Annotated in this window: 25 protein-coding genes; 17 read left to right on the top strand and 8 right to left on the bottom strand. The window is 64.9% G+C overall.

The genetic code is table 11. The features are described 5' to 3' along the window. The first annotated feature begins 50 nt into the window (after window positions 1-50). The 11 genes from AB4Y36_RS29365 (at window position 51) to AB4Y36_RS29315 (ending at window position 12,273) form a co-directional block, all read left to right on the top strand. Window positions 51-296, top strand: coding sequence for a hypothetical protein (locus tag AB4Y36_RS29365; protein ID WP_141710855.1), 246 nt, complete (start codon window positions 51-53; stop codon window positions 294-296). Between the two features lie 235 nt (window positions 297-531). After that, the gene (tssB, locus tag AB4Y36_RS29360; RefSeq protein WP_368684844.1) at window positions 532-1,107 is read left to right on the top strand and encodes a type VI secretion system contractile sheath small subunit; all 576 of its coding nucleotides are present in this window, start codon (window positions 532-534) and stop codon (window positions 1,105-1,107) included. 21 nt (window positions 1,108-1,128) lie between these two features. Beyond that, window positions 1,129-2,604: a type VI secretion system contractile sheath large subunit gene (tssC, locus tag AB4Y36_RS29355; protein ID WP_069267983.1), complete on the top strand. Its 1,476-nt coding sequence runs from the start codon at window positions 1,129-1,131 to the stop codon at window positions 2,602-2,604. A 131-nt stretch (window positions 2,605-2,735) separates the two neighbouring features. After that, the gene (locus AB4Y36_RS29350; protein WP_069267982.1) at window positions 2,736-3,242 is read left to right on the top strand and encodes an Hcp family type VI secretion system effector; all 507 of its coding nucleotides are present in this window, start codon (window positions 2,736-2,738) and stop codon (window positions 3,240-3,242) included. A 12-nt stretch (window positions 3,243-3,254) separates the two neighbouring features. Further along, window positions 3,255-3,749 (top strand): type VI secretion system baseplate subunit TssE, encoded by a 495-nt coding sequence (gene tssE / locus AB4Y36_RS29345; RefSeq protein ID WP_368605829.1) that lies wholly within the window; start codon window positions 3,255-3,257, stop codon window positions 3,747-3,749. Further along, a complete protein-coding gene (gene tssF, locus AB4Y36_RS29340) occupies window positions 3,733-5,520 on the top strand; it encodes a type VI secretion system baseplate subunit TssF (protein ID WP_368684843.1) in 1,788 nt (595 codons plus the stop codon). The genes tssE and tssF overlap by 17 nt, the downstream gene beginning before the upstream one ends. Then, a complete protein-coding gene (gene tssG / locus AB4Y36_RS29335) occupies window positions 5,484-6,614 on the top strand; it encodes a type VI secretion system baseplate subunit TssG (protein ID WP_368684842.1) in 1,131 nt (376 codons plus the stop codon). The genes tssF and tssG overlap by 37 nt, the downstream gene beginning before the upstream one ends. Beyond that, complete coding sequence (tssH, locus tag AB4Y36_RS29330) at window positions 6,611-9,265, top strand: type VI secretion system ATPase TssH (protein ID WP_368684841.1); 2,655 nt, start codon at window positions 6,611-6,613, stop codon at window positions 9,263-9,265. Before tssG ends, tssH begins: the two co-directional genes overlap by 4 nt. 37 nt (window positions 9,266-9,302) lie before the next feature. Next, the gene (locus AB4Y36_RS29325) at window positions 9,303-11,291 is read left to right on the top strand and encodes a type VI secretion system Vgr family protein (RefSeq protein WP_368684840.1); all 1,989 of its coding nucleotides are present in this window, start codon (window positions 9,303-9,305) and stop codon (window positions 11,289-11,291) included. Window positions 11,292-11,298: 7 nt separating this feature from the next. Next, entirely contained in the window at window positions 11,299-11,844 is a 546-nt protein-coding gene (locus tag AB4Y36_RS29320; protein ID WP_342946196.1) for a toxin-antitoxin system YwqK family antitoxin, read from the top strand. A 33-nt stretch (window positions 11,845-11,877) separates the two neighbouring features. Continuing rightward, window positions 11,878-12,273 carry a DUF4280 domain-containing protein gene (locus tag AB4Y36_RS29315; RefSeq protein WP_368684839.1) on the top strand — a complete coding sequence of 132 codons (396 nt, stop codon included), beginning with the start codon at window positions 11,878-11,880 and terminating at the stop codon, window positions 12,271-12,273. 83 nt (window positions 12,274-12,356) lie between these two features. On the opposite strand, the gene AB4Y36_RS29310 is transcribed toward AB4Y36_RS29315, so the two are convergent. Next, window positions 12,357-12,851, bottom strand: a complete 495-nt coding sequence (locus tag AB4Y36_RS29310) for a hypothetical protein (RefSeq protein ID WP_368684838.1) — start codon at window positions 12,849-12,851, stop codon at window positions 12,357-12,359. Window positions 12,852-13,131: 280 nt separating this feature from the next. Here AB4Y36_RS29310 and AB4Y36_RS29305 point away from each other — a divergent pair, with 280 nt between their 5' ends. From AB4Y36_RS29305 to AB4Y36_RS29285, 5 genes are all read left to right on the top strand, one after another. Beyond that, entirely contained in the window at window positions 13,132-14,703 is a 1,572-nt protein-coding gene (locus AB4Y36_RS29305; RefSeq protein WP_368684837.1) for an alpha/beta hydrolase family protein, read from the top strand. Beyond that, a complete protein-coding gene (locus AB4Y36_RS29300; RefSeq protein WP_368684836.1) occupies window positions 14,704-14,910 on the top strand; it encodes a hypothetical protein in 207 nt (68 codons plus the stop codon). It abuts the gene before it with no gap. 241 nt (window positions 14,911-15,151) lie between these two features. Further along, window positions 15,152-15,568, top strand: a complete 417-nt coding sequence (locus AB4Y36_RS29295) for a hypothetical protein (protein ID WP_083245546.1) — start codon at window positions 15,152-15,154, stop codon at window positions 15,566-15,568. Continuing rightward, window positions 15,565-16,131 carry a MerR family transcriptional regulator gene (locus AB4Y36_RS29290; RefSeq protein ID WP_368684835.1) on the top strand — a complete coding sequence of 189 codons (567 nt, stop codon included), beginning with the start codon at window positions 15,565-15,567 and terminating at the stop codon, window positions 16,129-16,131. The genes AB4Y36_RS29295 and AB4Y36_RS29290 overlap by 4 nt, the downstream gene beginning before the upstream one ends. A 144-nt stretch (window positions 16,132-16,275) precedes the next feature. After that, a complete protein-coding gene (locus tag AB4Y36_RS29285) occupies window positions 16,276-16,695 on the top strand; it encodes an ester cyclase (protein ID WP_368619576.1) in 420 nt (139 codons plus the stop codon). Window positions 16,696-16,762: 67 nt separating this feature from the next. Here the strand turns inward: AB4Y36_RS29285 and AB4Y36_RS29280 are convergent, their stop codons facing one another. Then, window positions 16,763-18,031, bottom strand: a complete 1,269-nt coding sequence (locus AB4Y36_RS29280) for an NAD(P)/FAD-dependent oxidoreductase (protein WP_069267969.1) — start codon at window positions 18,029-18,031, stop codon at window positions 16,763-16,765. A gap of 183 nt (window positions 18,032-18,214) precedes the next feature. Between AB4Y36_RS29280 and AB4Y36_RS29275 the strand changes: the two genes are divergently transcribed. Next, a complete protein-coding gene (locus AB4Y36_RS29275) occupies window positions 18,215-18,952 on the top strand; it encodes a class I SAM-dependent methyltransferase (protein WP_069267968.1) in 738 nt (245 codons plus the stop codon). A gap of 41 nt (window positions 18,953-18,993) precedes the next feature. Here AB4Y36_RS29275 and AB4Y36_RS29270 read toward each other — a convergent pair whose 3' ends face one another. The 6 genes from AB4Y36_RS29270 to AB4Y36_RS29245 are packed head-to-tail and all read right to left on the bottom strand — an operon-like array spanning window position 18,994 to window position 23,623. Continuing rightward, entirely contained in the window at window positions 18,994-19,434 is a 441-nt protein-coding gene (locus AB4Y36_RS29270; RefSeq protein WP_069267967.1) for an excinuclease ABC subunit A, read from the bottom strand. Window positions 19,435-19,451: 17 nt separating this feature from the next. Then, window positions 19,452-19,907: a signal peptidase gene (locus AB4Y36_RS29265; RefSeq protein ID WP_368684834.1), complete on the bottom strand. Its 456-nt coding sequence runs from the start codon at window positions 19,905-19,907 to the stop codon at window positions 19,452-19,454. A 35-nt stretch (window positions 19,908-19,942) separates the two neighbouring features. Then, entirely contained in the window at window positions 19,943-21,187 is a 1,245-nt protein-coding gene (locus AB4Y36_RS29260) for a beta-ketoacyl synthase N-terminal-like domain-containing protein (RefSeq protein ID WP_368684833.1), read from the bottom strand. Window positions 21,188-21,189: 2 nt separating this feature from the next. Beyond that, entirely contained in the window at window positions 21,190-22,416 is a 1,227-nt protein-coding gene (locus AB4Y36_RS29255) for a beta-ketoacyl-ACP synthase (RefSeq protein ID WP_368684832.1), read from the bottom strand. After that, window positions 22,416-23,141 carry a 3-ketoacyl-ACP reductase FabG2 gene (locus tag AB4Y36_RS29250; RefSeq protein WP_368619581.1) on the bottom strand — a complete coding sequence of 242 codons (726 nt, stop codon included), beginning with the start codon at window positions 23,139-23,141 and terminating at the stop codon, window positions 22,416-22,418. Before AB4Y36_RS29250 ends, AB4Y36_RS29255 begins: the two co-directional genes overlap by 1 nt. Beyond that, window positions 23,138-23,623 carry a hotdog family protein gene (locus tag AB4Y36_RS29245; protein WP_368684831.1) on the bottom strand — a complete coding sequence of 162 codons (486 nt, stop codon included), beginning with the start codon at window positions 23,621-23,623 and terminating at the stop codon, window positions 23,138-23,140. The genes AB4Y36_RS29250 and AB4Y36_RS29245 overlap by 4 nt, the downstream gene beginning before the upstream one ends. Between the last annotated feature and the right edge of the window lie 4 nt (window positions 23,624-23,627).

The following is a 23,627-nucleotide window of genomic DNA, read 5'->3' as shown; positions in this document are numbered from 1 at the left end:
GTGCGTCGCCTCTTGTCCGCGATGCCTCCTGCCCGCGCGCAGGATAGCTCATGCTAGTTCGTATTTCTAATCAAGGCGCATGTTCTGCAGCGCAAGCTGTTTCGCGCGTAGTCTACAAGCGCCCCACGCAAAATTGCAATAACGATTTTCTAATCGATCAATTCAAAAACAATGCGCAAATAAACTTGAAAGGAAATGAGTCTATGCGCCGTAAATATACTTTGAAATTCCGCGTTTACTGTCCTAAAGTCGTGACCGTCTATCTTCACGACGTGCGCGACGAAGGACAAGGTTAAGCCGCACGCAGCGCGAACGCTTGACGCCGTGAATGCTCTCGTCTGACGAATCCGGGGCATGCTTTAGCTGTGCTTTTTCTGAAGGACCGGGAATACACCTGGCAATCGTTTAATTACGTTTTGCGGGGCATTGTCGTCTTAAAGAAAACGCATCATGAAAAGGCTAGATTGACGACAAACGTGCATCTCTCCCGTTACACAATGCAATAGAAGAACGACCGCCACCGAGGTGACCATGGCCGACAGTACCCAGCACTGGTTCGAACGGAACCGACCGCCGCGTGTCCAGATCACGTACGACGTCGAAACGGGCAATGCCATCGAAAAGCGTGAACTGCCGCTCGTCGTGGGCATCCTTGCCGACTTGTCCGGCAAGCCTGTCGAGCCGTTGCCGAAAATGACGGAGCGCCGCTTCGTCGACATCGACCGCGACAATTTCAACGACGTGATGAAGTCGATCGGGCCGCGCGTGACGCTGCAGGTCGACAACACGCTCGCTTCCGACAGCAGCAAGATCAACGTCGAGCTGAAGTTCGAGCATATCGACGACTTCGATCCTGTGAGCATCGTCCAGCAGATCGGCCCGCTCAAACAGCTCTACGACGCGCGGCTGCGCCTGCGCGACCTCCTCACCAAGCTCGACGGCAACGATGAACTGGACAAGCTGCTCCAGGAAGTGGTCCATGACCCGAAGGGATTGAGCGAAATCCGCTCGGCCCACCCGCTGGACACGCCGACTGCGCAGCTGCCGCCGCCCGCGGGCGACGCCGCTGCACCCGCCAGCCCTTCCAGTGACACGCCGGCCAGCTAAGCCCAACGCGAGGAGACAATCATGTCCGATATACAGGCCGCCGCGACCGCGCAGGCGGGTACGGTCACGCTGCTCGACCGCATCGTGCACGAAGGACGCATGGCGCAATACGAGGAGCAGCAGCAGCACGCGCGCGAGCTGCTCGCCGAGTTCGCGCTGCAGGTGCTCGACAAGAACATGACCATCAGCCGCGACACGGTGGCGATGATCAACGATCACATCCGCAAGATCGACGAGCTGATCAGCGAGCAACTCAACGAGGTGCTGCATCACCCCGACATGCAGGCGCTGGAGTCGTCGTGGCGCGGACTGCATTTTCTGGTGAAGGGCTCCGAAACGGGCACGCGCCTGAAACTGCGCCTGTTGAACGCTTCGAAGAAAGACCTGCAGAACGATCTCGAGAAGGCCATCGACGTCGACACGAGCGCGCTCTTCAAGAAGATCTACGAAGAGGAATACGGCACGTTCGGCGGTTTTCCCTTCAGCGTGCTGGTGGGCGACTACTACTTCACGCGCCAGACGCCTGACGTGAGCCTGCTCGAAAAGCTCGCCTCCGTGGCCGCTGCCGCGCACGCGCCGTTCATTTCGGCGGCACACCCGCAGCTGTTCGACATGTCGAGCTTCACGGAGCTGGGCGTGCCGCGCGATCTCTCGAAGGTCTTCGAGACGATCGACATGGCCCGCTGGCGCGAATTCCGCAAGAGCGAAGACTCGCGCTATGTTGCGCTGACGCTCCCGCACATCCTGATGCGGCGTCCTTATCATCCGGACAGCAATCCGGTGGAGGGCATGAACTTCTTCGAAGATGTCGACGGCACCGACCACTCGAAGTACCTGTGGGGCAACTCCGCCTATGCCCTCGCGCAACGGATCACCAACGCGTTCGCGCAGTACAGCTGGTGCGCCGCGATTCGCGGCGTGGAAGGCGGCGGCGCGGTCGAGCGCCTGCCGGACCATATCTTTCAGACGGCTTCGGGCGACAAAGCCATGAAGTGCCCCACGGAAGTGGCGATCACCGACCGCCGCGAAAAGGAGCTCGATTCGCTCGGCTTCATTGCACTCGTGCACAAGAAGAACGAAGGGCTCGCGGTGTTCTTCGGCGGCCAGACTGCCTGCAAGCCGGCGCTCTACAACACGCCCGAGGCCACGGCGAACGCGCGCATTTCGGCCATGCTGCCGTATATCCTCGCGGCGTCGCGCTTTGCGCACTACATCAAGGCGATCATGCGCGACAAGGTCGGCAGTTTCATGACGCGCGATAACGTGCGCGCCTATCTCAACACGTGGATTGCCGACTACGTGCTCGTGAACGACAACGCGCCACAGGAAATCAAGGCCCAGTATCCGCTGCGCGAGGCGCGCGTGGACGTGACAGATGTGCCGGGCAAACCCGGCGCGTACCGCGCGACGGTATTCCTGAGGCCGCACTTCCAGCTCGAGGAACTCACTGCCTCGATCCGGCTCGTGGCGACGCTGCCGCCGCCGGCGGCCGCCTGATCCACCCGCAAAAAAGCGATTCGATGAACAGACGACGGCCAGGCGGCGCATGAGCGCCCCTGGTCCCTGAACGCGCCTGGCGCCGCGCACGCGGCCCGCGCGGTTCTTTACTGCTTCGGGAGCAGCAAACCATGGATTCGATCATTCTCGACCTCGGCAGCGACATCAAAGGCGAGTGCACGCTGGAAGGCTATACCGACAAGATCGAGTTGATGTCGTACAGCCACAACGTGGCGATGCAGGTCACCAACGACGTCAGCAACTCGGAGCGCACCTCGGGCAAGCCCCATCTCGGCGAATTCACCGTGACGAAGTTCGTCGACGTCGCCACGCCCACGCTCAACGAATACTGCTGCTCCGGCAAGGCCATTGCGAGCGCGACCATCGTGGTGGGCCGCAACGCCGCCGAAAGCGACGGCAAGATCATGCCGTTCATCACCTATACGCTGAACAATGTCGTGCTGAGCAACGTGAGCGTGTCGGGCGGCGCGGGTGGCAAGCCCGTGGAAACGCTCTCGCTGAACTTCACGAAGATCAAGTGGGAACTCACCGCGCAGAAGGACGACGCCACCAAGGAAGGCACCGCGGCCACGACGTGGGACCTGGCCGCGAACAAGGTCGTGAAGGCAGCAGCCTAGCGCGCACCGCCTATGGCGAACGTCCGCGCCTTCATCGCCATCGCGCCCATGCCGCTCTTCGAGCGGCTGGCCGACGACGCGCCCTTCGACGCGCACGAGTCCGTCGACGAGCTCGCGGCGCGCACACTGGACGCGGCCGGCTTGCGCGCGTCGGTGCGCGCGGAGTTGCTGCGCCTTCTCAACACGCGCCGCGGCACGCCACGCCTGCCGCGCGCGCCGGACGTCCTGCTTTACGGCCTGCCCGACTGGAGCGGCCAAAGCGCGGCACGCGCGGAGGACCGGGCGGTGATCGAGCGCGAAGTGGCCGAGGCGATCCGCGCGTTCGAGCCGCGCCTTCGCGAGCCGCGCGTGAAAATCGAAGCGGACGCCGCCGCGCCATGGCGGCTGTGCCTGCGCATTCGGGGAACGCTGCGCGGCAGCGACGGCGTGGAGCACGTCGTCACCTATGTCGCCGGGCAGGATGGCGAAACGCAGTCCATCGGGATCGTCGATGAACGACTCGCTTGATGCGCAATTGCTCGACTACTACCAGCGCGAGCTGACTTATCTGCGCCGCGCGAGCGAAGGCTTTGCGCAGCGTTATCCGAAGATCGCCCGGCGGCTCGAACTCGGCCCCGGCGAGAGCGCCGACCCGAACGTCGAACGCCTGATCGAAAGCTTCGCGGTGCTAACCGCTCGCCTCCAGCGCACGCTCGACGACGAATACACCACGCTCACGGACGGCCTCCTCGAACAGTTTTATCCCTACGCGTCGCGGCCGGTGCCTTCCATGACGATCGTGCAATTCGAGCCCGATCCCACGCAAGGCAGCATCGCCGCGGGCTATCGCGTGCCGCGCGACACGACCCTCATGCACGTGGACGCGAGCGGCGCGACGATCCACTGGCGCACGTGCAGCGACGTGACGCTCTGGCCGATCACCCTCGCCGCCGCCCAGTTGCTCGACGCCGAGGAAGCCCAGGCGCTCACCGGCAACGCGTCGCTGCAATCGGCACTGCGGCTCACGCTGCGGGGCATCGGGCCGCACAAGCTGGGCACGCTGCCGATCGAGCGCTTGCGCGTGCGCCTCACGGGGTCGCCCGTCACCTCCGCCGCGCTCTACGACCTGCTCGGCGCACACAGCGCCGCCACCTGGCTGCAGACCCCCGAGGGTACGTTGCAGGCGCAACGCGGCCTGCCCTCCCCGGTTGGCTTCGACGAGGAAGACGCGCTGCTGCCGCTCGAAGACGGTGCGCATCCGGCCTGCCGACTGCTCGTCGAGTACTTCGCCTTTCCCGAGAAGTTCGCGTTCTTCGATCTGCCGTTCAAGCCGCCTGCCGATGCACTCGACAGCCTCGATCTCGTGATCGGCTTCACGGCCGCCCCGCGCGGGCGCTTCACGCTGCATACGCAGGATATCCAGCTCGGCTGCGCGAGCGCGCTCAATCTGTTCGCGCGCACCTCCGAACCCTTGCGGCCCGACGGGACGGCGCGTGAAATGCGCGTGAGCCCCGACGCGCACCGCGAATCGAGCACCGAGATCTACGCCGTGCGCAACGTGCGCGCCGTGGCGGGCCGCACGGTCACGGACGTGCCGCCCTGGTACGGCTCGATGCACGGCGCGGATTCGGCGGTGTACTGGTACGCGCGGCGCGTGAGCGGGCTGCATCCGTCACGTCCCGGCAGCGATGTCGTGCTCACATTCGTCGATACGCGCTTCAATCCCGCCGCGCCCGCAGCGCGCACGCTCACTGCGGATCTGCTGTGTACCAATCGTCATCTGGCCCACCGGCTCGCGCCGGGCGCCGCGCTGTCGTTCGAAGTGCCGGGCCCCGTGGCGAGCGTGCGCATTGCGCATCGGCCCACGCCGCAGATCGTGGCCGCGCTCGACGGCACGTCGCGCTGGCGCCTCGTGTCGCAGCTCGTCCTCAATCACACGTCGATCGTGGAAGGCCCGCAGGCGCTGCAGTCGCTGCGCGAAATGCTGATGCTCCACAATCTCGGCGCGCATGCCCCGTCGCAGCGCCAGATCGCGGGGCTCGTGGCCGTGTCGAGCGAACCCATCGTCGCGCATGTCGGTACGGACCGTTGGCGCGGCTGGCGCAACGGACTCGGCGTGCGGATCGAACTCGACGAAGCGAGCTTCGTGGGCGCGAGCACCGTGCTCTTTTCCGGCGTGCTCGCGCAATTTTTTTCGCTCTATGCGAGCGTCAACCGTTTCGTACAGACCTCGCTCGTGCGCGACGGTCGGGAGATCCGCACATGGCGGCCGACGATGGGCAGCCCGCTCGTTCTCTGACGCAGCGGCTGTTCGACGAACCGCACGCGTTCGAATTCACGCAGGCCGTGCGCCTGCTCGAGTTGTTGCAGCCGCACGCGCAGCCGCTCGGGACCGGGCTCGACCCCGGCCAGGAAGCGCTCGTGTTGAGCGGCAATCTGTCTCCCGCGTTTCCGGCGAGCGCGCTCGGGCCATTGCGGCGCGGCTTACCGCGCTCGCTCGCTTTTGCGCCTCAGGCGGGGGAAGAAGCATCCGCGCAATCCGGACATGCGGGACCGCCCCAGCTCCAGGTCAACGCGTTCGCGCTCGGCGGCCCGAACGGCCCCTTACCCGGTGCATGGCAGGAATGGCTGCAGGACCGTCTGCGCCGCAAGGACCGCTCGGCGGCGGCGTTTCTCGACATCTTCCAGCACCGGCTGCTGGCGCTGCTCTATCGTGCACAGCGCAAGTACCGCAGCGCCGAGCCGCTGCCCGCCACGACGCAGCGCTCGGCCGATGTCGTGCTGCGCGCGCTGACGGGCAACGCCTCGCTGAACTCGCGCGCCTCGTACAACCGCGCGGGGCAGGAAGCCGCAATACCGCCCGAGCCGCTCGACCTGCGCGCCGTGCTGGCGCGCGCGGGCCTCTTCGCGAACCGTCGACGCTCGATCGCGGGTTTCGACGTCATGGTGCTGCATCATTTCCGCGTGCACGTGCGCTCGACGCCGTTCGAAGGCGGATGGCGCACGCTGCCTCCGGCGAGCCGCACGGCGATCGGCTCCGGTGGACGCAACCGGCGGCTCGGTCAGGATGCCGTAGCGGGCACGAGGATCTGGGACGAACACCAGGGCATACGCGTGCGGCTGGGTCCGCTCAGGCGTTCGCAGTACGAAGCCTTCCTGCCCGGCGCGCCCGCTCACGAAGCACTGAATTCGCTGGCCTCCGAATGGTTCGGCGCCGAACTCAAGGTGCATCTCGAACTGCAGCTCGCCGCGGGCGAATTGCCGCGCGCGCGCCTCTCGCGGCTCGCGCCGCCGAAGCTCGGCTGGACCGCCTGGGCCGGCGCCGCGGAATCGGCGCCCGCGCGCCTCACGCGCCTCGCGCCCGAAGACGTTCCGGGGCGTACCGGGCCGTGACGCTCGATCTCAAGACGCTCGTTGCGCGCCTCGAGCGCGAGCCGCGCGAAGCCCTCGAACGCGCCGCGCAGCAATGCCTGCGCGAAACACATTTCGTGGTCGAAATCGAACACTGGCTGCTCGCACTCGCCGAACCCGAGGGCGGCGATCTCGCGTGCGTGCTGCCGCACTTCGGCGTGGACCGCGCCGCGCTCGGCGCCGAGATCCGCATGACGATCGCGCGCTTCAAGCGCGGCAACACGGGCATGCCGTCGTTCTCGCCCGACCTGCTCGTGTGGCTCCAGGACGCGCTCGTGCAATCCACCGTCGTGCTCCAGCAACCGCGCGTGCGCGCGGCGACGCTGCTTATCGCCCTGCTCGAAAACGACACGCTGCGCGCCCGCGCCGTGCATGGGGCGCCCACGCTGCTGCGCGTGGCGAGCGCCGCGCTGCGCGCCAATATGAGTGTCTGGCTCGCGCCTATCGAAGCGATGTCGCCGCTTGCCTCGACATTGCCGATCGCACCGCTCGAAGCGGCCATGGACGACAGCGCGAGCCTTCCCGTGCTGACCGGTGCCCTCAAGCCCGAGGCGCCAGCGCCCGCCCTGCTCGACCAATACACGCTCGACCTCACCGCCGAAGCGCGGGCCGGACGCATCGACCCGATCATCGGACGCAATGCGGAGATTCGCCAAACGCTCGACATCCTGTTGCGGCGGCGACAGAACAACCCGTTGCTCGTGGGCGCGCCGGGCGTGGGCAAGACGGCCGTGGTCGAAGGTCTCGCGCTGCGCATCGCGGCGGGCGACGTGCCGCCGCCGCTTGCGGAAGTCTCGCTGCGCATGCTCGACCTCGCGCTGCTGCAGGCGGGTGCGGGCCTGAAAGGCGAGTTCGAGCGGCGTCTGCGCGCCGTGATCGATGAAGCGCGGCACTCGCCACGACCGGTGGTGCTCTTCATCGACGAGGCACATACGATGATCGGCGCAGGCGGCGCGGAAGGCGGCAGCGACGCCGCCAATCTGCTCAAGCCCGCCCTTGCGCGCGGCGAGCTGCGCACGATCGCGGCCACGACGTGGCTCGAATACAAGAAGTACTTCGAGCGCGACCCCGCGCTCGCGCGGCGCTTCCAGCTCGTGCAGATCGAGGCGCCCGACGAGCCGACGGCCATCGCGATGCTGCGTGCGCTCGCGCAAAAGTTCGAAGCGCATCACAACGTGACGATCCTCGACGCCGCCATCGTCGATGCGGTGAAACTCTCGCACCGGTACATCTCCGCGCGCCAGTTGCCCGACAAGGCGATCGCCGTGCTCGATACCGCTTGCGCGCGCGTGGCGCTGGCGCAGCACGACACGCCGCCGCAACTCGAGGCGGCCAGGCACCGGCAGCGCGCGCTCGACGACGAGCTGCTGCGCCTGCGCACGGAAACGGTACTCGGCGCGAATCACACGCAGCGTCTCGCCGCGCTCGAAGCCGAACATGCGCACAACGCCACGCTCGTCGAGACGCTTGAGGGACGCTGGCGTGACGAAGCCGCTACCGTGCGTGAGATTCTCGCGGTACGCGCGAGTCTGGCCGCCCTCGACGCGGCGCCTCGCGATGCTTTCAACGAAGGCACGCACGAACCGCCAGAAAACGCGGACGCGAACGAGAACAACGAGGCCGCGGACCCGCGCGAAGACCTCGCCGCTGAACTGGCGCGCCTCGAAAGCGGCCTCGAAGCGATTCGCGACGACGACCCCATGGTGCCGGTTTGCGTGGACTCGAAAACCATCGCCGCCGTGATCGCAAGCTGGACCGGCATTCCCGTGGGCAAGATGCTCGCTGACGAAGCGCACGCCGTGCGCACGCTCAAGGGCCGTCTCGCGCAGCGTATCGTGGGGCAAGACGGGGCGCTCGACCGCATCGCCATGCGCATCCAGGCCTGGCGCGCGGGGCTCGCCGACCCGTTGCGCCCGGTAGGCGTTTTCCTGCTCGTGGGACCAACGGGGGTCGGCAAGACAGAGACGGCCTACGCCCTTGCGGATGCACTCTATGGCGGCGAGCGCAATCTCATCGTGATCGACCTCGCCGCGTATCAGGAAGCGCATGCCGTCTCGCAGCTGCGCGGCGCGCCGCCGGGCTATGTGGGCTATGCGAGCGGCGGCCAGCTCACCGAGGCGGTGCGCAGGCGCCCTTATAGCGTCGTCCTGCTCGACGAAATCGAAAAAGCGCATGTCGACGTGCTCGAAGCCTTCTACAACGTCTTCGACAAAGGCGTCATGGAAGACGGCACCGGGCTCGTGGTGGATTTTCGCAACACGGTGATCCTCGCCACCAGCAACGTCGGCGCCGAATTGCTGCTCAATACGCCTGCCGCAACGCTTGCCACCGACGCCTTTGCGCGGCGGCTGCACGAAGAACTGCTGCACGCGTTTCGCCCGGCGTTTCTCGCGCGCATGACCGCCGTGCCTTATGCGGCGCTCGACGACACGGTGCTGCGCGCCATCATCGAAAAGAAGCTCGAACAACTGCGCATGCGCTACCGCGATGCGACGGGAAAACAGTTCGCCTTCGACAGCAGGATCATCGACGCCGTGCTCGCGCGCTGCCGCGCCGCGGGTGGTGCGCGCGAGATCGACAACGTGCTGATGAACGAGCTGGTCGGCACGCTCGCGCAGTGGGCGCTCGAATGACGATGCACACCACCGGCCACGAAACACTACCCTCGCGATGAACCGCCCCATCTCCGCCGACACCGATGCGCGCATCAGCCTCACCGGCAGCGCGTTCAGCACCCTCTTTCCCGCCAGCTTCGAAGCGCGCGAGGCACTGGACGCTCCCACCACGCTGACGCTGCACGCTCACGGCGGATTGCCGCCGCCCGCGCCCTCGGGCATGACGGCCAACCATGCAACGCTCTCGCTCGCGTGGGGCGAGTCGCCTCGGCTCATCGACGCCGTTTGCACGCGCGCCGCGCAGCTGCCCTCGACGATAGATGCCAGCCACTTCACCCTGGAACTGCGTTCGTGGTTGTGGCTGCTCACCCTCTCGCGAAACAACCGCATATTTCAGGGCAAAAACGCGCAGGAGATCATCCAGGCCGTATTCGGGGGGCACAGCTTGACGGACTACTCCATCTCCATCACGGGCACGCCGGCTACGCGCGAATGGTGCGTGCAGTACGCGGAATCGGATTTTGCGTTCGTGAGCCGCCTTTGCGAAGAGGAAGGCTGGTTCTATTTCTTCCGCCACGATACGGGCAGCCATACGCTCGTCATTGCCGACAGCAACGACGCCTTCACGCCCTTGCCCGGCGACGCAACACTGCACTACACAGGCGGCACGAGCGGCACACGCGAATCGACGCAGATCGTCCATTGCGAGGTCGTCGAAGAGACGGCCACCGGGCTCTTCTCGCATACCGACTACGCGTGGGAGACGCCGACCGCGCAGCTCTATTCGCAGGCACAGGCGGCGTCGAACGGGCATAGCGTGTACGAGTACCCAGGGCGCTATGCCACCAGTGGCGACGGCTCCACGCTCTCCAGGCACCGCGTGGACGCGCTGCGTGCACCCACACGAATCCTCATTGGCGAAAGCGACTGCCGCGCGCTGGCGCCGGGTTGCCGCTTTACGCTGGCCGATCACGAATCGAGCGACGCCAACATCGAATGGGTCGTGCGCAGCGTGATTCACGAAGCCGACCACAACCGTTATCGCAACCGCTTCGAAGCGTTTCCGTTCGCGACGACATGGCGGCCCGCGCGTATGACGCCGCGCCCCTTCATGCCCACGCAGACCGCGACGGTGGTGGGCAAGAGCGGCGAGGAGTTGTGGACGGATCAGTACGGCCGCGTGAAGGTTCAGTTTCACTGGGACCGCGACGGCCAGAACGACGAACAGAGTTCGTGCTGGATTCGCGTGGCACAGCCATGGGCGAGCAAGCGCTTTGGCATGCAGTTCATGCCGCGCGTGGGCGACGAAGTCGTGGTGACTTTCATCGACGGCGATCCAGACCGGCCGCTCATTACGGGCAGCGTGTATAACGGCGCGAACCTGCCGCCTTATACGCTGCCCGACAACCAGACGCAATCCGGCATCAAGACGAATACCTCGAAAGGCGGCAACGGTTTCAACGAATTGCGTTTCGAAGACAAACAGGACAGCGAGGAAATCTTCCTGCAGGCGCAAAAGGACCTGAACGCCAAGGTGATCAACGACGCGACGTGGACCATAGACCACAACGAAACGAGCACGATCAAGAACGACCGCGCGCATACGATCAAGGAAGGCAACGATACGCTCACGGTCGAACAGGGCAACCGCATCACGACCGTCAAGACGGGCGACGAAACCGTCGACATCAAAGGCGCACGCACCGTGAAAGCCGGCGGCAACGAGACGCGGACCGTGGGCGGCAATCTCGATCAGACAGTGACGGGCAACATGACGCTCACTGTGGACGGCAACCTCACCATCAAGGTGAGCGGCACGCTAACGCTGCAGAGCACGGGCAACCTCACGGCGAAGAGCGACGCGTCGCTGACGAATCAGGCCGCCGTGTCGCTCACGAATCAGGCCGGGACGTCGCTGACCAACAAGTCGGACGGCACGCTTTCGAACGAGGCGCAGAGCGTGACGAACAAGGGCGCCGTACAGCAGACGGTGGACGGCGGCGGCATGCTGGTGGTCAAGGGCGGCATCGTGAAGATCAACTGAGGCGAGCATGGAGACGATTCGACCGGTCACGATAGAACGCGACGACACGCGCATTGAAGGCGCGACGCTGGGCGGCGCGCTGCACGGCCCCGTGCGCATCGAGACGGAAGGACGCCCCGTCGCGATGATGCGTTACGCGAATGGCGTGCTCAGCGGCCCGGCTACCTATTTCTATCCTGAGGGCAATTCCTCAGCGCAAGTGCAGTATGCGAACGGAAAGCTCGACGGCAAGGCGCTTTTCTACCACCCCGATGGAAAGATCCAGCGCGAGGAGCACTACGCGAACGGCGTGCTGCACGGCGTATCGCGCACCTGGCTGGCCGACGGCACGCTGCTCGAAGAAGCGCATTACCGCAACGGCAAGCTGCATGGGGTCTTGCAACGATTCCATCCGAATGGTTGCCTCGCGCTGCGGCAGCCGTTCAATGCCGGAAAACCGCTCGAAGCGGCGAAACGTTATACCGACGACAACCGCCCGCTAGCGGCGGACGGCAAGCCGCTGCCGCGTTGGAAACAATGGTGGCAGTCGCTCGCCAATCCGTCTTCGGCCTGATCCTCGCGCAGGCAACGCACAAGGAGGTACATCATGACCAGTCCGCAAGTCTGCGCCGGTGCCACATTGCAATGCTCGTTCGGCGGCGCGCCGGGCACGCTGAACGTTCTCCCCGTCAATCGCGTGCTAGTGAGCGGCGTGCCCGCCGCGACGATTGCCGACTCGATTCCCATCGCCAATATCACGCCGTTCGCGCTGTGCCAAAGCCCGGCGAATCCCACAGTGATCGCCGCGACCGCCGCGGCGCTGGGTGTGTTTACGCCGATGCCCTGCGTTCCGGCTACACCGTCGCCGTGGATTCCCGGCGGTGCGCCAACCGTGACGCTGGGCGCCATGCCGGCGCTGGATGCTCAAGGTACGCTCGTTTGCACTTGGGGCGGCGTGATCAAAGTGGTGCAGCCGGGGCAGGTAACTACGCTTGTGCCGTAGGGCGCGGTCGGCGACGCAAGGACGCCCGGCGCTACGCCAAAGGGAAAGCGATACGTCCGAAATCGCTCGCTTCGATCTGAATGTCAGCCCGGCGTTGCGTGCGCCGATCCGAGGCCGAGCATATGTAGCGCAAAGGCGCGCATGATATCCTGCACCGCGTTGGTCAGGACGCCTGTAAAACTAGCACTGAAGACTTTCTGAGGCCCCTTTCCGAGGATCTCGACTTTGCTTGTGTGCGAAAACACGACATTCGGCACCGCCCCCCCACTAATAACAAAATCGTAATACGCGCTCGGCTTGTTCTTCACGGTGTATGTCGTCCCGGCTTTCTTCCCTTTTTTGGTATCGAGGTGAATAGGTGCCGGCCGCTCTGCGGTTACGTGGCAGGAATTCGCCACGCCACCATTCGCGAGCGGTACGGTGATGTGATACGCCTCGTTCTGAATCTCGAATGGCAAGTAAATAAGGGTGCCGCCTTCGTCTGTCGCGTCATCGTAGGTAGCTGCCGCGGGGAGGATTCCGCCTAATGCGACCGCATTGTCCCAGTCTGTCTTGATGTTCGAGAAAACGAGAGGCATTGCCAATCTCCTGGTAGTTGAATGTGTGATCCTTCTGAGTAGATAGTAGCCCGTCGGATCGCAATTCGCCTTTTATTTTATGAACAATAGACGTTTTATTACATAGGATCCCAATCATCCGGAAAACACCTGCGCACACTCTTCATCAAGCACTTCACTGGAAAATTGTTCCCACAACCAGTAGCAAATGCCGAATTCGTTTACCTATACTCGTTTCACTCTGCAAGGCAGCCCCATTTTCCGAACACCAGCAAAAACGGAGCGTGAAATGCGAGGAGCGATGCTTAAGACGGGTTGGCTACTGCTGACTTTCCTTTTGTCGAGTGCCAGTGTTGTCGTGCAGGCCGCCTCGACATGCAGCGGCTTGAGTTGTTTTTTCCGCGGCCAGCTAGTCGAGCAGAGAACAAGCTTGCGCCTGAGCGCAAGCGACTTCACGAAACTGCTAAACACGAACGCAACGGGTCAGCAATTGCTGCAAGTCGCCGGCACGCCGCGCTGCGACATCGAAATCAAGTACTTCCGCTACCTCACGATAGGCGGCGCAGGCGAACCCACCATGTCGAGCGCCGCGCTGATGATCCCCGGCGGCGGCGCCTCGTGTACGGGGCCGCGTCCGCTCATGCTGTACGCACACGGCACTACGACCTACCGGAACTACAACATCGCCGACATTACTCAAGCGGACCCGGCCAACGGTGACGGCGCGGGCGAAGGCATTGCGGTGGCGGCGATCTACGCGGCGCAAGGTTATCTCGTCGTGGCTAGCAACTATGCCGGCTACTCGGGCTCCCCCTTGCCGTATCACCCCTATCTGAACGGCGACCAGCAATCCGCCGACATGATCGACTCATTGCGCGCGGCCCGATTCGCCATGGCCCTTCCCGACCCGGCAAACAAGACGCGTGAGAACGGCAAGCTGTTCGTCACTGGATATTCGCAAGGCGGCTACGTGGCGCTCGCGACCCACCGCGCGCTGCAGGCGGCCGGCATCAACGTCACGGCTTCCGCGCCGGGCTCGGGTCCGTATGCGCTGGGCGCCATGGCCGATGCCCTCGTCCAGGGCGAGGTCGACCTCGGCTCGACGATCTTTACGGTGCTGGTGACCACGAGCTACCAGCACGCCTACGGCAATATCTATCGCAAGCCGGGCGACTTTTTCGAGGCGCCCTATGCCCCTGGGATAGAGAACCTGCTGCCGAGCGTCACGTCAATGGACACGCTATTCGCCAAAGGCAAACTGCCCGCAACGCAGCTCTTCAGCAGCACGCCGCCTGCGCCACAGTTCGCTTCGTTGACGCCGCCTCTCGCGCCGCCCCTGGCGCCCGCTGAATTGACGCCGCTCTTCGCGATGGGATTCGGCACCGCGAATCTCGTGCGCAATGCCTATCGCCTGAGCATGCTCGAAGACGCCATCGCCAGTCCCGATGGCGCCTTTCCCACGCCGACCGCCGCGATGGCCCCCGCTGCGAGCCCGGCCCAGCCGCTGCGCCAGGCGTTCAGGCGCAACGATCTGCGCAACTGGGTGCCGCGCTCGCCCGTGCTGCTATGCGGCGGCCACCTCGACCCAATGGTGTTCTTTTTCAATGCGGCGATCGAGCAGGCCTACTGGAAGCACGCCAACGTCGCGCCGGGCCTGACCAGCGTGCTCGACGTCGACTCGGCGCCAGGCGCGAACGATCCGTTTGCCGCGGTCAAAGCTGGCTTCGCTCAGGCCAAGGCGGCAGTCGCCGCGCAGGCGGTTCAGGGTGGTGCAACGGATGGCGGGCTTTCCGCAGTGCTTCAGGTCTACCACGCCGACATCGTCGCGCCGTTCTGCATGGTCGCGGCGCGCGGGTTCTTCGGCAATTTATGATTGGCGGCCGCGATCGAGAACGCGATCAAGGGCAATCCGGCGTTCAAGCCTCACAAGGGGGAGCATAGTCAAAACGCCAAGGTCCATTGCTTTGCGGGTACGAATTGGCATGACTCGAAAAAGCACGAAACCGTTTCAGTCTCCGGCGTTAAATATAGTGGTGCCATTGAGGCCGACGTTCTTGGCGAGACCTATACCAACTTTTAATCGAGAGCCGCTTGACATACAGTTTCATCGCTCCCTCAGAACAGACATGGGGCGCTTGCAGCCAACAAGCCGCCATGCGCCCCTTTCCGTGGGCTAGAAGGCCTTTCACGCCTCGTGCAACACATTGAGCCTGAGCGTTCGACGGCACCAGTGAGCCGAAGCGGCACGAAGGCGCTTGACTCGACTACCGTAGTCACCTTCACGATCGATACCCTGTTCAACGGACAGGGTATCGATCGAAATGGAAACCGCCCGCGATCTCACCGACGACGCCTTCCTCGAAGCCTTTCTAAGCTGCAGGTTGCCACCGGCCGCGTTCAATCATCGCAATCATCTGCGCGTGGCGTGGATACACCTGCAGCGCTTCCCTCTGGACCAGGCGATCGAGCGCACCTGTGCCGGTATCGCGCAATACGCCACGCATCTCGGCGCGCCGGGCCGATATCACCGTACAATTACGGAAGCTTTGGTCCGGCTGATGGCGCATGCGGGCGCATCGGATTCATTGCACACGTTCGATGAGTTTCTCGCACACGCACCAGCCTTTTCCGGCGATTGCCGCGCGCTTGTCGCCGCGTACTATTCGCCCGCCAAGCTGAACCGGCCCGAAGCGCGCTTGTTCTTTCTCTCACCCGATAGACTTCCCTTGCCGTCATGACACGTCTCGCTCGTTTCACTCTCGGACGACTGGCACGCGAGGCGGGACTCTCGCGTTCCTCGCTGCTGCACTATGAAACGCTGGGCTTGCTAGTGCCGGTCGCACGCAGCACCGCGGGCTACCGGCTCTACGATGAGACGCAACGCGAACGTCTACGCGCAATCTGCGCGTACCGGGCCGCCGGATTACCACTAGCCGCAATACGCGACGTCCTCGCGAACGAGGCATACGCAGCCGCCCAGATCCTTGAAACGCATTTGATGGTGCTAACGGAGGAAATCGCGCGTCTCAAACAGCGTCAGAATGCAATTGCGACGTTGCTCGCGCAACCATCGTTTCGTCGGAGAGGAAAGAAGCGTGGCAAAGACGCGTGGGTTGCGATGCTGCGTAGCGCCGGCTTCGACGATGCGGAGATGGACAGGTGGCATGCAGAGTTCGAGGCAGAAAACCCCGACTCGCATGCAGCGTTTCTGGCTTCGCTCGGGCTGACGCCCAAAGAGGTGAATGCCATCCGCCGGCGCGCGAAGCTCACAGGCAACACAGCCATCAGCCACGTAGCCTGATGAAAGTCATTGACAGTCAAACCTGGAAATGTGCGCCACCGCACGTTCTCGCGTGACTCCGACGCACGTCGTCGCGCTTGGCCGTCTACTCTGCAGCAGCCGGCTTTCACTTCCCAATTTCGCCAACCAGGAGACGTTCATTCCATGCATGAAACAAGCGATAGGGTTCGCGCGTTCATCGAGGAAGTCCTGAATCAAGGGCAGATCGACGCCGCAGAGCGGTTTTTCTGGGAGGACATGGTCGAGCAGGTGCCGTTCCCCGGCCAGGGTCCCGGTATCGAGGGCCTCAAGGAGGTCGTTCGAGGGATGCGAGCCGCGTTCCCGGACATGCATTGGCGCGTCGAGGAACAACTCACGGAAGGCGACCGCGTGCTGACCCGCTTCGAGTGGACGGGCACGCACAGGGGAGCGTTCCTCGGCGTGGACGCTACGGGGCGCTCCGTCAAGGTCTGGGGCATGGTCATCGATCGCTTTCAGGACGGCAGGATCAAGGAAACCCGCCTCCTCATGGACACGCTCGGGCTGATGATCCAGCTAGGCGCGGTTCCTCCACCGGGCCAGTGAAACCGCGATAACCTGGTTGGTCCCGCGTCCCGCTGCGGGACCAACCCAGTGCGCCCCTCTTCGCTCGTTACAACGACAGCTTGCACGCCTCATGCAGCGAAGTGAGTCTGCGCACGGGCTCCGCTACATAAGGGTTGCTCTCGTCCCACGCGTAGCCCGCCAGCACCGAGCTAATCATCCGACGGATCAAGGGTGTTTGGCGCGGGTAGTAAATGATGTCCTGCAGCTCGCCCGTGTACCAGCGCTCGACGAAGGCGCGGAACGTGTCGATCCCCTTGCGCAGCGGCACGTCGTATTCGGCCTGCCAGTCCACGGCCGCGCCGCCGAGCGCGCGCTCGAGTACCTTCACGGCCAGGTGCGCCGAACGCAGCGCGATGGTCACGCCCGAAGAAAACACCGGGTCAAGAAACTCGCCCGCGTTGCCGAGCAGCGCGAAGCCCGGGCCATGCAATCGTTCGACGTTGGCCGAATAACCGCCAATCTGGTTCACCGGCATGAGAAACGGCGCGTCGCCGATCAGGCGGTTCAGTGTCGGCTCCTCGCGAATGAGGGCGCGCAGCCGCGCCTCGCGTTCCGCTTGCGGCATGTCGAGGAAAGCGGCATCGGCAACACAGCCCACCGACGAGCGCCCGCCCGCGAGCGGGATCATCCAGAACCAGACGTCGCGGTGCTCGGGGTGTGTCGCGATGCAAATCTTGTTGCGGTCGAAGACGTCAAGCGGCAGCCCGTCGCGCACGTGGCTGAAGATCGCGGCACGCGTCGGCATGCCGGTGGGCGCCTCCAGATCCAGGAGGCGCGGTAGCACGCGGCCAAATCCGCTCGCGTCGAGCACGAAACGCGCGTGCACTTCATAGCGCGCCTGGTTTTCGTCGATCGCCTCCAGCACCGGCGCGTCGCCCGTGCGCATGCCCGTCACCGTGTGGCCGAAGCGCACCTCGGCGCCCTGCTTCGCGGCGCAGCCGATCAACAGATCGTCGAACTTCGCGCGCTCGACCTGGTAGGTCGTGCCCCAGCCCTCTGAGTGTTTGTCGCGGAAGTCGTACGACGATACCTCGTCGCGCCACACGAAATGCGCGCCATTCTTGTACTGAAAGCCGGCTTCCACCACCGCCTGCAGCATGCCGGCCTCTTCCAGGTACGCCATGCTTTGCGGCAAGAGGCTCTCGCCGATCGAAAAGCGCGGGAAATGCTGGCGCTCCAGTACGAGCACCGAGCGTCCGGCCTTGCGCAATAGGGCCGCAGCGACCGCGCCCGAGGGGCCCGCGCCGATGATCGCCACGTCGACGGTTTCGCGTCGCGTGGACGGCGTAACGGCTTCTCCAATGCTCTTTTCCATAGTCCTTTCCCTTCTCTGCGTCCTGACGCGCTCTGTTACGTCCTGTCACGTCCTGTTACGACTGTATGCCCAATGCAAGTGCACTTTCCTGCGCGAAACCGTGATTCTGACACCCCTCGCTGCGCCCTTGCATTTACAATGCCCATTCGCGTCCACGACCGCATTCGCAACGGGTGAAAAAATATGTCGGTTTCCGAATCAAATTACGTGCCGTTCGTCCCGGAAACGGCCTTCGGTATCTGGTTTCTCCGCACCCATACGTGGGAGCACCACGTGCTGCGCGTGGCGATCAACGACCTCAAGCGGCTCGTCGACGTGCCTTTGCCCGACGCGCCCGAAATCGTCGATGTCGGCTGCGGCCAGGGCAAGTCGTTCCGCCTGCTGGCCGAGGCTTTCCGCCCGCGCCGCATCGTCGGGGTCGACTATCACGAGGCGTCGCTCGAACTGGCGGCGCGTGCCGCGCGCACCTGTCAGGACGAATTGCAGACGCAAACCGCGTTCGAACTGCTGCACGGCGATTGCGCGAGCCTGCCGTTACCCACGGCCAGCGCGGACATCGTCTTCTGCCACCAGACTTTCCATCACCTCGTCGAGCAGGAACGCGCGCTCGCGGAATTCCACCGCGTGCTCAAGCCGGGCGGCGTGCTGCTCTTCGCCGAATCCACTGAGGCTTATATCCGCTCGTGGGTCATCCGCCTGCTGTTCCGCCATCCCATGCACGTGCAGAAGAGCGCCAACGGCTACCTCGAAATGATTCGCGCAGCGGGTTTCCGTTTTTCGGAGCGCAATGTTTCGCTGCCCTATCTGTGGTGGAGCCGTGCCGCCGATTTCGGTCTCTTCGAGCGCCTCGGCCTGCATCATCCCAAGCCTGGGAAGCGGCGCGAAACCCTGGTCAACGTCGCCGCCGTGAAGGCGGCATGAAGGCGGCGTGAGCCGGGTCGCCCGCCGCCGCCTGCTGCGGGCTACTTGCCGCCCTTGAGCGTCACCACGTCGCCGACGAGCGCCACGCCGGCGATCATCGCGCCCGCGCCGCAGGTGAACTCCGTGGCACTCTCGCGCAGTTCGTTCTTGTAGTTGCTCTTGATGTTGATGACCGCGTTGCCGCCTTCCTTGCGCGCGCGTTCCTGCAGCTCCTGCACGGCCGAAAGGAACACGTGCTGGCAGGCCGCTTCGTCGCTCTTGCCAAATGCGTTCGTCTTCTTGTTCGTGGAGAACTGGCCCAGCGTCTTCTTCACCGCCGGATGCGGTTGGCCCGCAAAGTACAACGCAATGTCGTCGCTTACCTTGCCGGGCTCGCTCTGCAGCGCCACATCCACCGAATAGGTGTCGACGGTATTGCGTGCGTAGGCGTGCGACGTCGCGAAGGCCGCGCACAGCGCGGCGAACATCCACAATTTCTTCATTGCTTTTCTCCGTTGGTTCAGTTCGCTTGCAGCACCACGAGGTCGCCTGTGACGGCGATGGCCGCTGCACTCTGGCTCACGCCGCAGGTGTATTCGGTGGCCGACCCGGTTTCGCTGCCGTGAAAGCGCGTGGTCACGTTGATGACGGCGTTGGCGCCCTTGTTGTGGGCGTCCGCGCGCAGCTTGTCGAGTGCCATGGCGAGCACCTTGTTGCAGCTGGCCTCGGCGCCGTCGGTCGCGCGGGCGGCACGCAAGGAGTGCGAGGCATCACCGACGTGGCGCACCACTTCCGGATGCGGCTGCGCACCGAAATACACGGCGATTTTCGTGGCGGGGTCCGCGCTGGACGCGGCTTTCGCCGTCGAGAGCGAAGCTGCGGGCTGGATCGGCAGCGTGAGGCGCTGCGATCCGCAAGCGGCCAACGTCAGGCTGACGATCGCGGCCATGCTCAGCGTGAGGTAAGTCTTTTTCATTGGAATCCTCATTATTTTCAGGGTTGCCCGAAACTTCAGACTGCATTCCAGGCGCGAAACACCAGGCTGGCGCAACTGCCGCCGAACCCGAATGAAACCGACATCGCCGTATCGATGCGTGCGTCGCGCGTTTCACGCACGAGCGGCATGCCGGCGGCAGCCGCATCGAGTGCCTCGATGCCCACGGCACCCGCAATCCGGCGATCGCGCATCATCAGCAGCGTGTAAATGGCTTCGTGCGCACCGCACGCGCCGAGCGGATGGCCGCTGAGCGCCTTCGTCGACGAGAACGCAGGCACCTCGCCGCCAAACACGGCGCGCAACGCGAGCAGCTCCTCGACATCGCCAGATGGCGTCGAAGGCGCATGGGTGTTGATGTAGTCCGGGCGGCAGCCGGCCTCGGCGAGCGCCTCGCGCATTGCGCGCGCAATACCGGCCGCCTGCGGCGCGACCATCTGCGCACCGTCGGTGCACTGGCCGTAGCCGGTCAGCTCCGCGTAGATGCGCGCGTTGCGCGCCTGCGCATGCGCGAGCGATTCGAGTACGAGGATGCCAGCGCCCGAGCCGATCACAAAGCCGTCGCGCTGCGCGTCATAGGGCCTCGACGCCCGTTCGGGCGTGTCGTTGAAGCCGCGCGAGAGTGCGCCCATCGCGTCGAACATCAGCGTCATGTTGTCGTGCAGGCCTTCGGCGCCGCCCGCGAGCACGATGTCCTGGCGGCCCGTCTGGATCAGCTGCATGGCCTGGCCGATCGCGAGCGCGGAAGTCGTGCACGCCGACGAAGGCGAATACGTGACGCCTTCCATTCCGAACACGTGCGCAAGATTCGCCGATGTCGTGCTGCTCATCGCCTGCGGCACCGTATAGGGCGGCACGCGGTCGACACCTCGGGTGTTCGCGCTTTCCATGGCCGCGTCGTACGCGGACATCGTTCCGACGCCCGAGCCCACCACCGCGCCGGCCCGAGGGCTGAGCAGCGCGTGTGCGTCGAGAGCGGCATCGGCGATGGCGCTGCGTGCGGCGTGGCAGGCGAAGCGCGCCGTGTCGCCCATGAAGCGTTCGGCCTTGCGCTCGAACGGCGTTTCGCCCGCAACCGAAGCCACGGCCGCCACCTGGCTCGCGAAACCACGGTCGCGCCACGCCTGAACGCGCGTGATGCCGCCGCGTCCGTCGCGCAAGCGCGAGGAAACGCCGTCGAGCGTATTGCCGAGGCACGAGACGATGCCCATGCCCGTCACGACGACGCGCTGCAAGCTGCGCGCTGATAGCGATGTCCGCATGCTCAACGCGCGCGCCGGAAGATCAGCGACGTGTTCACGCCGCCAAACGCGAAGTTGTTGCTCATCACGTATTCGGCGTCTATCGTGCGCGGCTCGCCCCGGATGTAGTCGAGCGGCGCGCAGGCCGGATCGACCTGGGTCAGGTTGAGCGTGGGCGCGTACCAGTTGCGCTTCATCATCTCGATCGTCCACCAGGCCTCGATCGCGCCGCAGGCGCCGAGCGTATGGCCGATATAGCTCTTGAGCGAGCTGATCGGCATGCGCGCGCCGAAGGTCTCCGCCGTGGCCTGGCTTTCGGCCACGTCGCCGCGATCCGTGGAGGTGCCGTGCGCATTCACATACGCGATCGCTTCGGGGGCCAACTGCGCGTCGTCGAGTGCCTGACGCATCGCGACCGCCATCGTCGCCGCCGTGGGCTGCGTGATATGCGCGCCATCCGAATTGCAGCCGAAGCCCATCACTTCCGCATGAATGCGCGCGCCGCGCGCCACGGCATGCTCGTATTCCTCGAGCACGAGCGTCGCCGCGCCCTCGCCCACCACGAGCCCGTCGCGCGCGGCATCGAACGGACGTGGCGTGAGTTGCGGCTCGTCGTTGCGCGTGCTCGTGGCATAGAGCATGTCGAACACCGCCACGCCGGGCCCCGAGAGTTCCTCGGCGCCGCCCGCGAGCATCAGCGTCTGTTTGCCGTTCGCGATCATCTCGTAGGCGTAGCCGATTGCCTGGCTGCCCGAAGCGCACGCGCACGACGTCGGCACGATGCGCCCCTTGAGGTCCCAGAAGAGGCTCACGTTCACGGCCGTGGTGTGCGGCATCATCTGCACGTAGCTGTTCGACGTCACATCGCTCATCGAGCCCGTTTCGAGCATCTTGCCGAACGCGCGCACCGGCTCGACCGAACCCGCCGAGGACCCGTACGCCACCCCCATGCGGCCGTCCTTGATCGACGCATCGTCGAGCAGGCCCGCGTCGGCCAGCGCGTGCTCGCTCGCACGCACGGCGTAGAGCGAGACCGGGCCCATCGAACGCGTTTTCTTGCGCGGGTAATAGTCAGGCGCAGTGAACGCCGGCAGCGGGCACGCAAGGCGCGTATGCAGCGCCTCGATATAGTCCCAGTCGTGCACGCGCTTGACGGCGTTGACGCCGCCCTTGAGCGCGGCTTCGACCTGCGCCCACTGATCGCCGAGCGCGGTCACGCCGCCCATGCCGGTAATGACGACGCGCTTCATCAGACCATCCCGCCGTTGACGCCGATGACCTGGCGCGTGACATAAGACGCCGCGTCGGACATCAGGAAGCCGACCACGGCCGCGACTTCGGCGGGCTGCCCCACGCGATTCATCGGCACGGCCTTGAGCGCGTGTTCGAGCGGCACGTCGTCGAGCATGCCCGTATCGACGAGCCCGGGCGCGACGCTGTTGACTGTGATGTTGCGGGTGGCCAGTTCCACCGCGAGCGCCTTCGTCGCGCCGATCAGCCCCGCCTTGGCGGCACTGTAGTTGACCTGCCCGCGATTGCCCGTCACGCCCGACACGGACGCCACCGTCACGATCCGGCCGCCCTTGCGCGCACGCACCATCGGCATGACGAGCGGATGGACGACGTTGTAGAACGCGTCGAGGCCCGTTTCGAGCACGATGTCCCAGTCTTCGTCGGTCAGTGCGGGGAACGCGGCGTCGCGCGTCACGCCCGCGCAGCAGACGATGCCGTAGTAGGCGCCGTGCGCCGCCACGTCGTTTTCGAGCGCGGCGCGGCATGCGGCGCGCTCGCGCACGTCGAACTGCAGCACGCTGGCTGTGCCGCCCTGTGCGACGATGCCTGCGGTGACGGCATCCGCTTCGTTGCGGCCCGTGCGGCAATGCACGGTGACGGCAAAGCCGTCCGCGGCAAGATGGTAGGCGATCGCGCGACCAATGCCGCGGCTCGCGCCGGTAACGAGAACACGCCGGCTCATGATCTGGAATTCTCCTCGATGAAAGTCTGGAAATCGCGCGGCTGATACACCTTCACGGTGGCCTCGGCCAATAGCTTGTCTTCCTGATTGATGGTGCAGCCGTATGCGCCGTGGCCTTCTTCGCTGCGCAGCAGTTCGCTAACCGTCACGCTGAGTGGCGCGCCGCCTGCGAACGCAGCTTGAGCCGCCTCATAGCGGCGCGTGCCGAGCAGCACGCCTGGGCGCGCGGGCTTGCCTTCGCGCATCGACAGCAGGCCGACGTGGGCGGCGATCGCCTGCGCCATCAGTTCGATGCCGATCCATGCGGGCATCGCGCCCTGCTCGTCGGCGTACCACGCATCGGCGCGCACGCCGGCAAGCGCCGTGAGCGATTCGTCGCTGCATGCGGCGACCGAGTCGAGCAGCAGCATCGTGCCGCGGTGCGGGATGATCGTCTCGATCGGCGGGAACGCATCCGTCGGGGAGGAAAAAGCGGAATTCATGGCC

The sequence above is a fragment of the Paraburkholderia sp. BR10936 genome, assembly GCF_040965735.1.
In the GTDB taxonomy this organism is placed as follows: Bacteria; Pseudomonadota; Gammaproteobacteria; order Burkholderiales; family Burkholderiaceae; genus Paraburkholderia; species Paraburkholderia nodosa_A.
This window is presented reverse-complemented; position numbering and strand designations above follow the sequence as displayed.

Bases quoted from the DNA above. Each gene is read 5' to 3' on its own strand.
- AB4Y36_RS29365 (WP_141710855.1), top strand. From the start codon at position 51: ATGCTAGTTCGTATTTCTAATCAAGGCGCATGTTCTGCAGCGCAAGCT.
- tssB (WP_368684844.1), top strand. From the start codon at position 532: ATGGCCGACAGTACCCAGCACTGGTTCGAACGGAACCGACCGCCGCGT.
- tssC (WP_069267983.1), top strand. From the start codon at position 1,129: ATGTCCGATATACAGGCCGCCGCGACCGCGCAGGCGGGTACGGTCACG.
- AB4Y36_RS29350 (WP_069267982.1), top strand. From the start codon at position 2,736: ATGGATTCGATCATTCTCGACCTCGGCAGCGACATCAAAGGCGAGTGC.
- tssE (WP_368605829.1), top strand. From the start codon at position 3,255: ATGGCGAACGTCCGCGCCTTCATCGCCATCGCGCCCATGCCGCTCTTC.
- tssF (WP_368684843.1), top strand. From the start codon at position 3,733: ATGAACGACTCGCTTGATGCGCAATTGCTCGACTACTACCAGCGCGAG.
- tssG (WP_368684842.1), top strand. From the start codon at position 5,484: ATGGCGGCCGACGATGGGCAGCCCGCTCGTTCTCTGACGCAGCGGCTG.
- AB4Y36_RS29325 (WP_368684840.1), top strand. From the start codon at position 9,303: ATGAACCGCCCCATCTCCGCCGACACCGATGCGCGCATCAGCCTCACC.
- AB4Y36_RS29320 (WP_342946196.1), top strand. From the start codon at position 11,299: ATGGAGACGATTCGACCGGTCACGATAGAACGCGACGACACGCGCATT.
- AB4Y36_RS29315 (WP_368684839.1), top strand. From the start codon at position 11,878: ATGACCAGTCCGCAAGTCTGCGCCGGTGCCACATTGCAATGCTCGTTC.
- AB4Y36_RS29310 (WP_368684838.1), bottom strand. From the start codon at position 12,851: ATGCCTCTCGTTTTCTCGAACATCAAGACAGACTGGGACAATGCGGTC.
- AB4Y36_RS29305 (WP_368684837.1), top strand. From the start codon at position 13,132: ATGCTTAAGACGGGTTGGCTACTGCTGACTTTCCTTTTGTCGAGTGCC.
- AB4Y36_RS29295 (WP_083245546.1), top strand. From the start codon at position 15,152: ATGGAAACCGCCCGCGATCTCACCGACGACGCCTTCCTCGAAGCCTTT.
- AB4Y36_RS29290 (WP_368684835.1), top strand. From the start codon at position 15,565: ATGACACGTCTCGCTCGTTTCACTCTCGGACGACTGGCACGCGAGGCG.
- AB4Y36_RS29285 (WP_368619576.1), top strand. From the start codon at position 16,276: ATGCATGAAACAAGCGATAGGGTTCGCGCGTTCATCGAGGAAGTCCTG.
- AB4Y36_RS29280 (WP_069267969.1), bottom strand. From the start codon at position 18,031: ATGGAAAAGAGCATTGGAGAAGCCGTTACGCCGTCCACGCGACGCGAA.
- AB4Y36_RS29275 (WP_069267968.1), top strand. From the start codon at position 18,215: ATGTCGGTTTCCGAATCAAATTACGTGCCGTTCGTCCCGGAAACGGCC.
- AB4Y36_RS29270 (WP_069267967.1), bottom strand. From the start codon at position 19,434: ATGAAGAAATTGTGGATGTTCGCCGCGCTGTGCGCGGCCTTCGCGACG.
- AB4Y36_RS29265 (WP_368684834.1), bottom strand. From the start codon at position 19,907: ATGAAAAAGACTTACCTCACGCTGAGCATGGCCGCGATCGTCAGCCTG.
- AB4Y36_RS29260 (WP_368684833.1), bottom strand. From the start codon at position 21,187: ATGCGGACATCGCTATCAGCGCGCAGCTTGCAGCGCGTCGTCGTGACG.
- AB4Y36_RS29255 (WP_368684832.1), bottom strand. From the start codon at position 22,416: ATGAAGCGCGTCGTCATTACCGGCATGGGCGGCGTGACCGCGCTCGGC.
- AB4Y36_RS29250 (WP_368619581.1), bottom strand. From the start codon at position 23,141: ATGAGCCGGCGTGTTCTCGTTACCGGCGCGAGCCGCGGCATTGGTCGC.
- AB4Y36_RS29245 (WP_368684831.1), bottom strand. From the start codon at position 23,623: ATGAATTCCGCTTTTTCCTCCCCGACGGATGCGTTCCCGCCGATCGAG.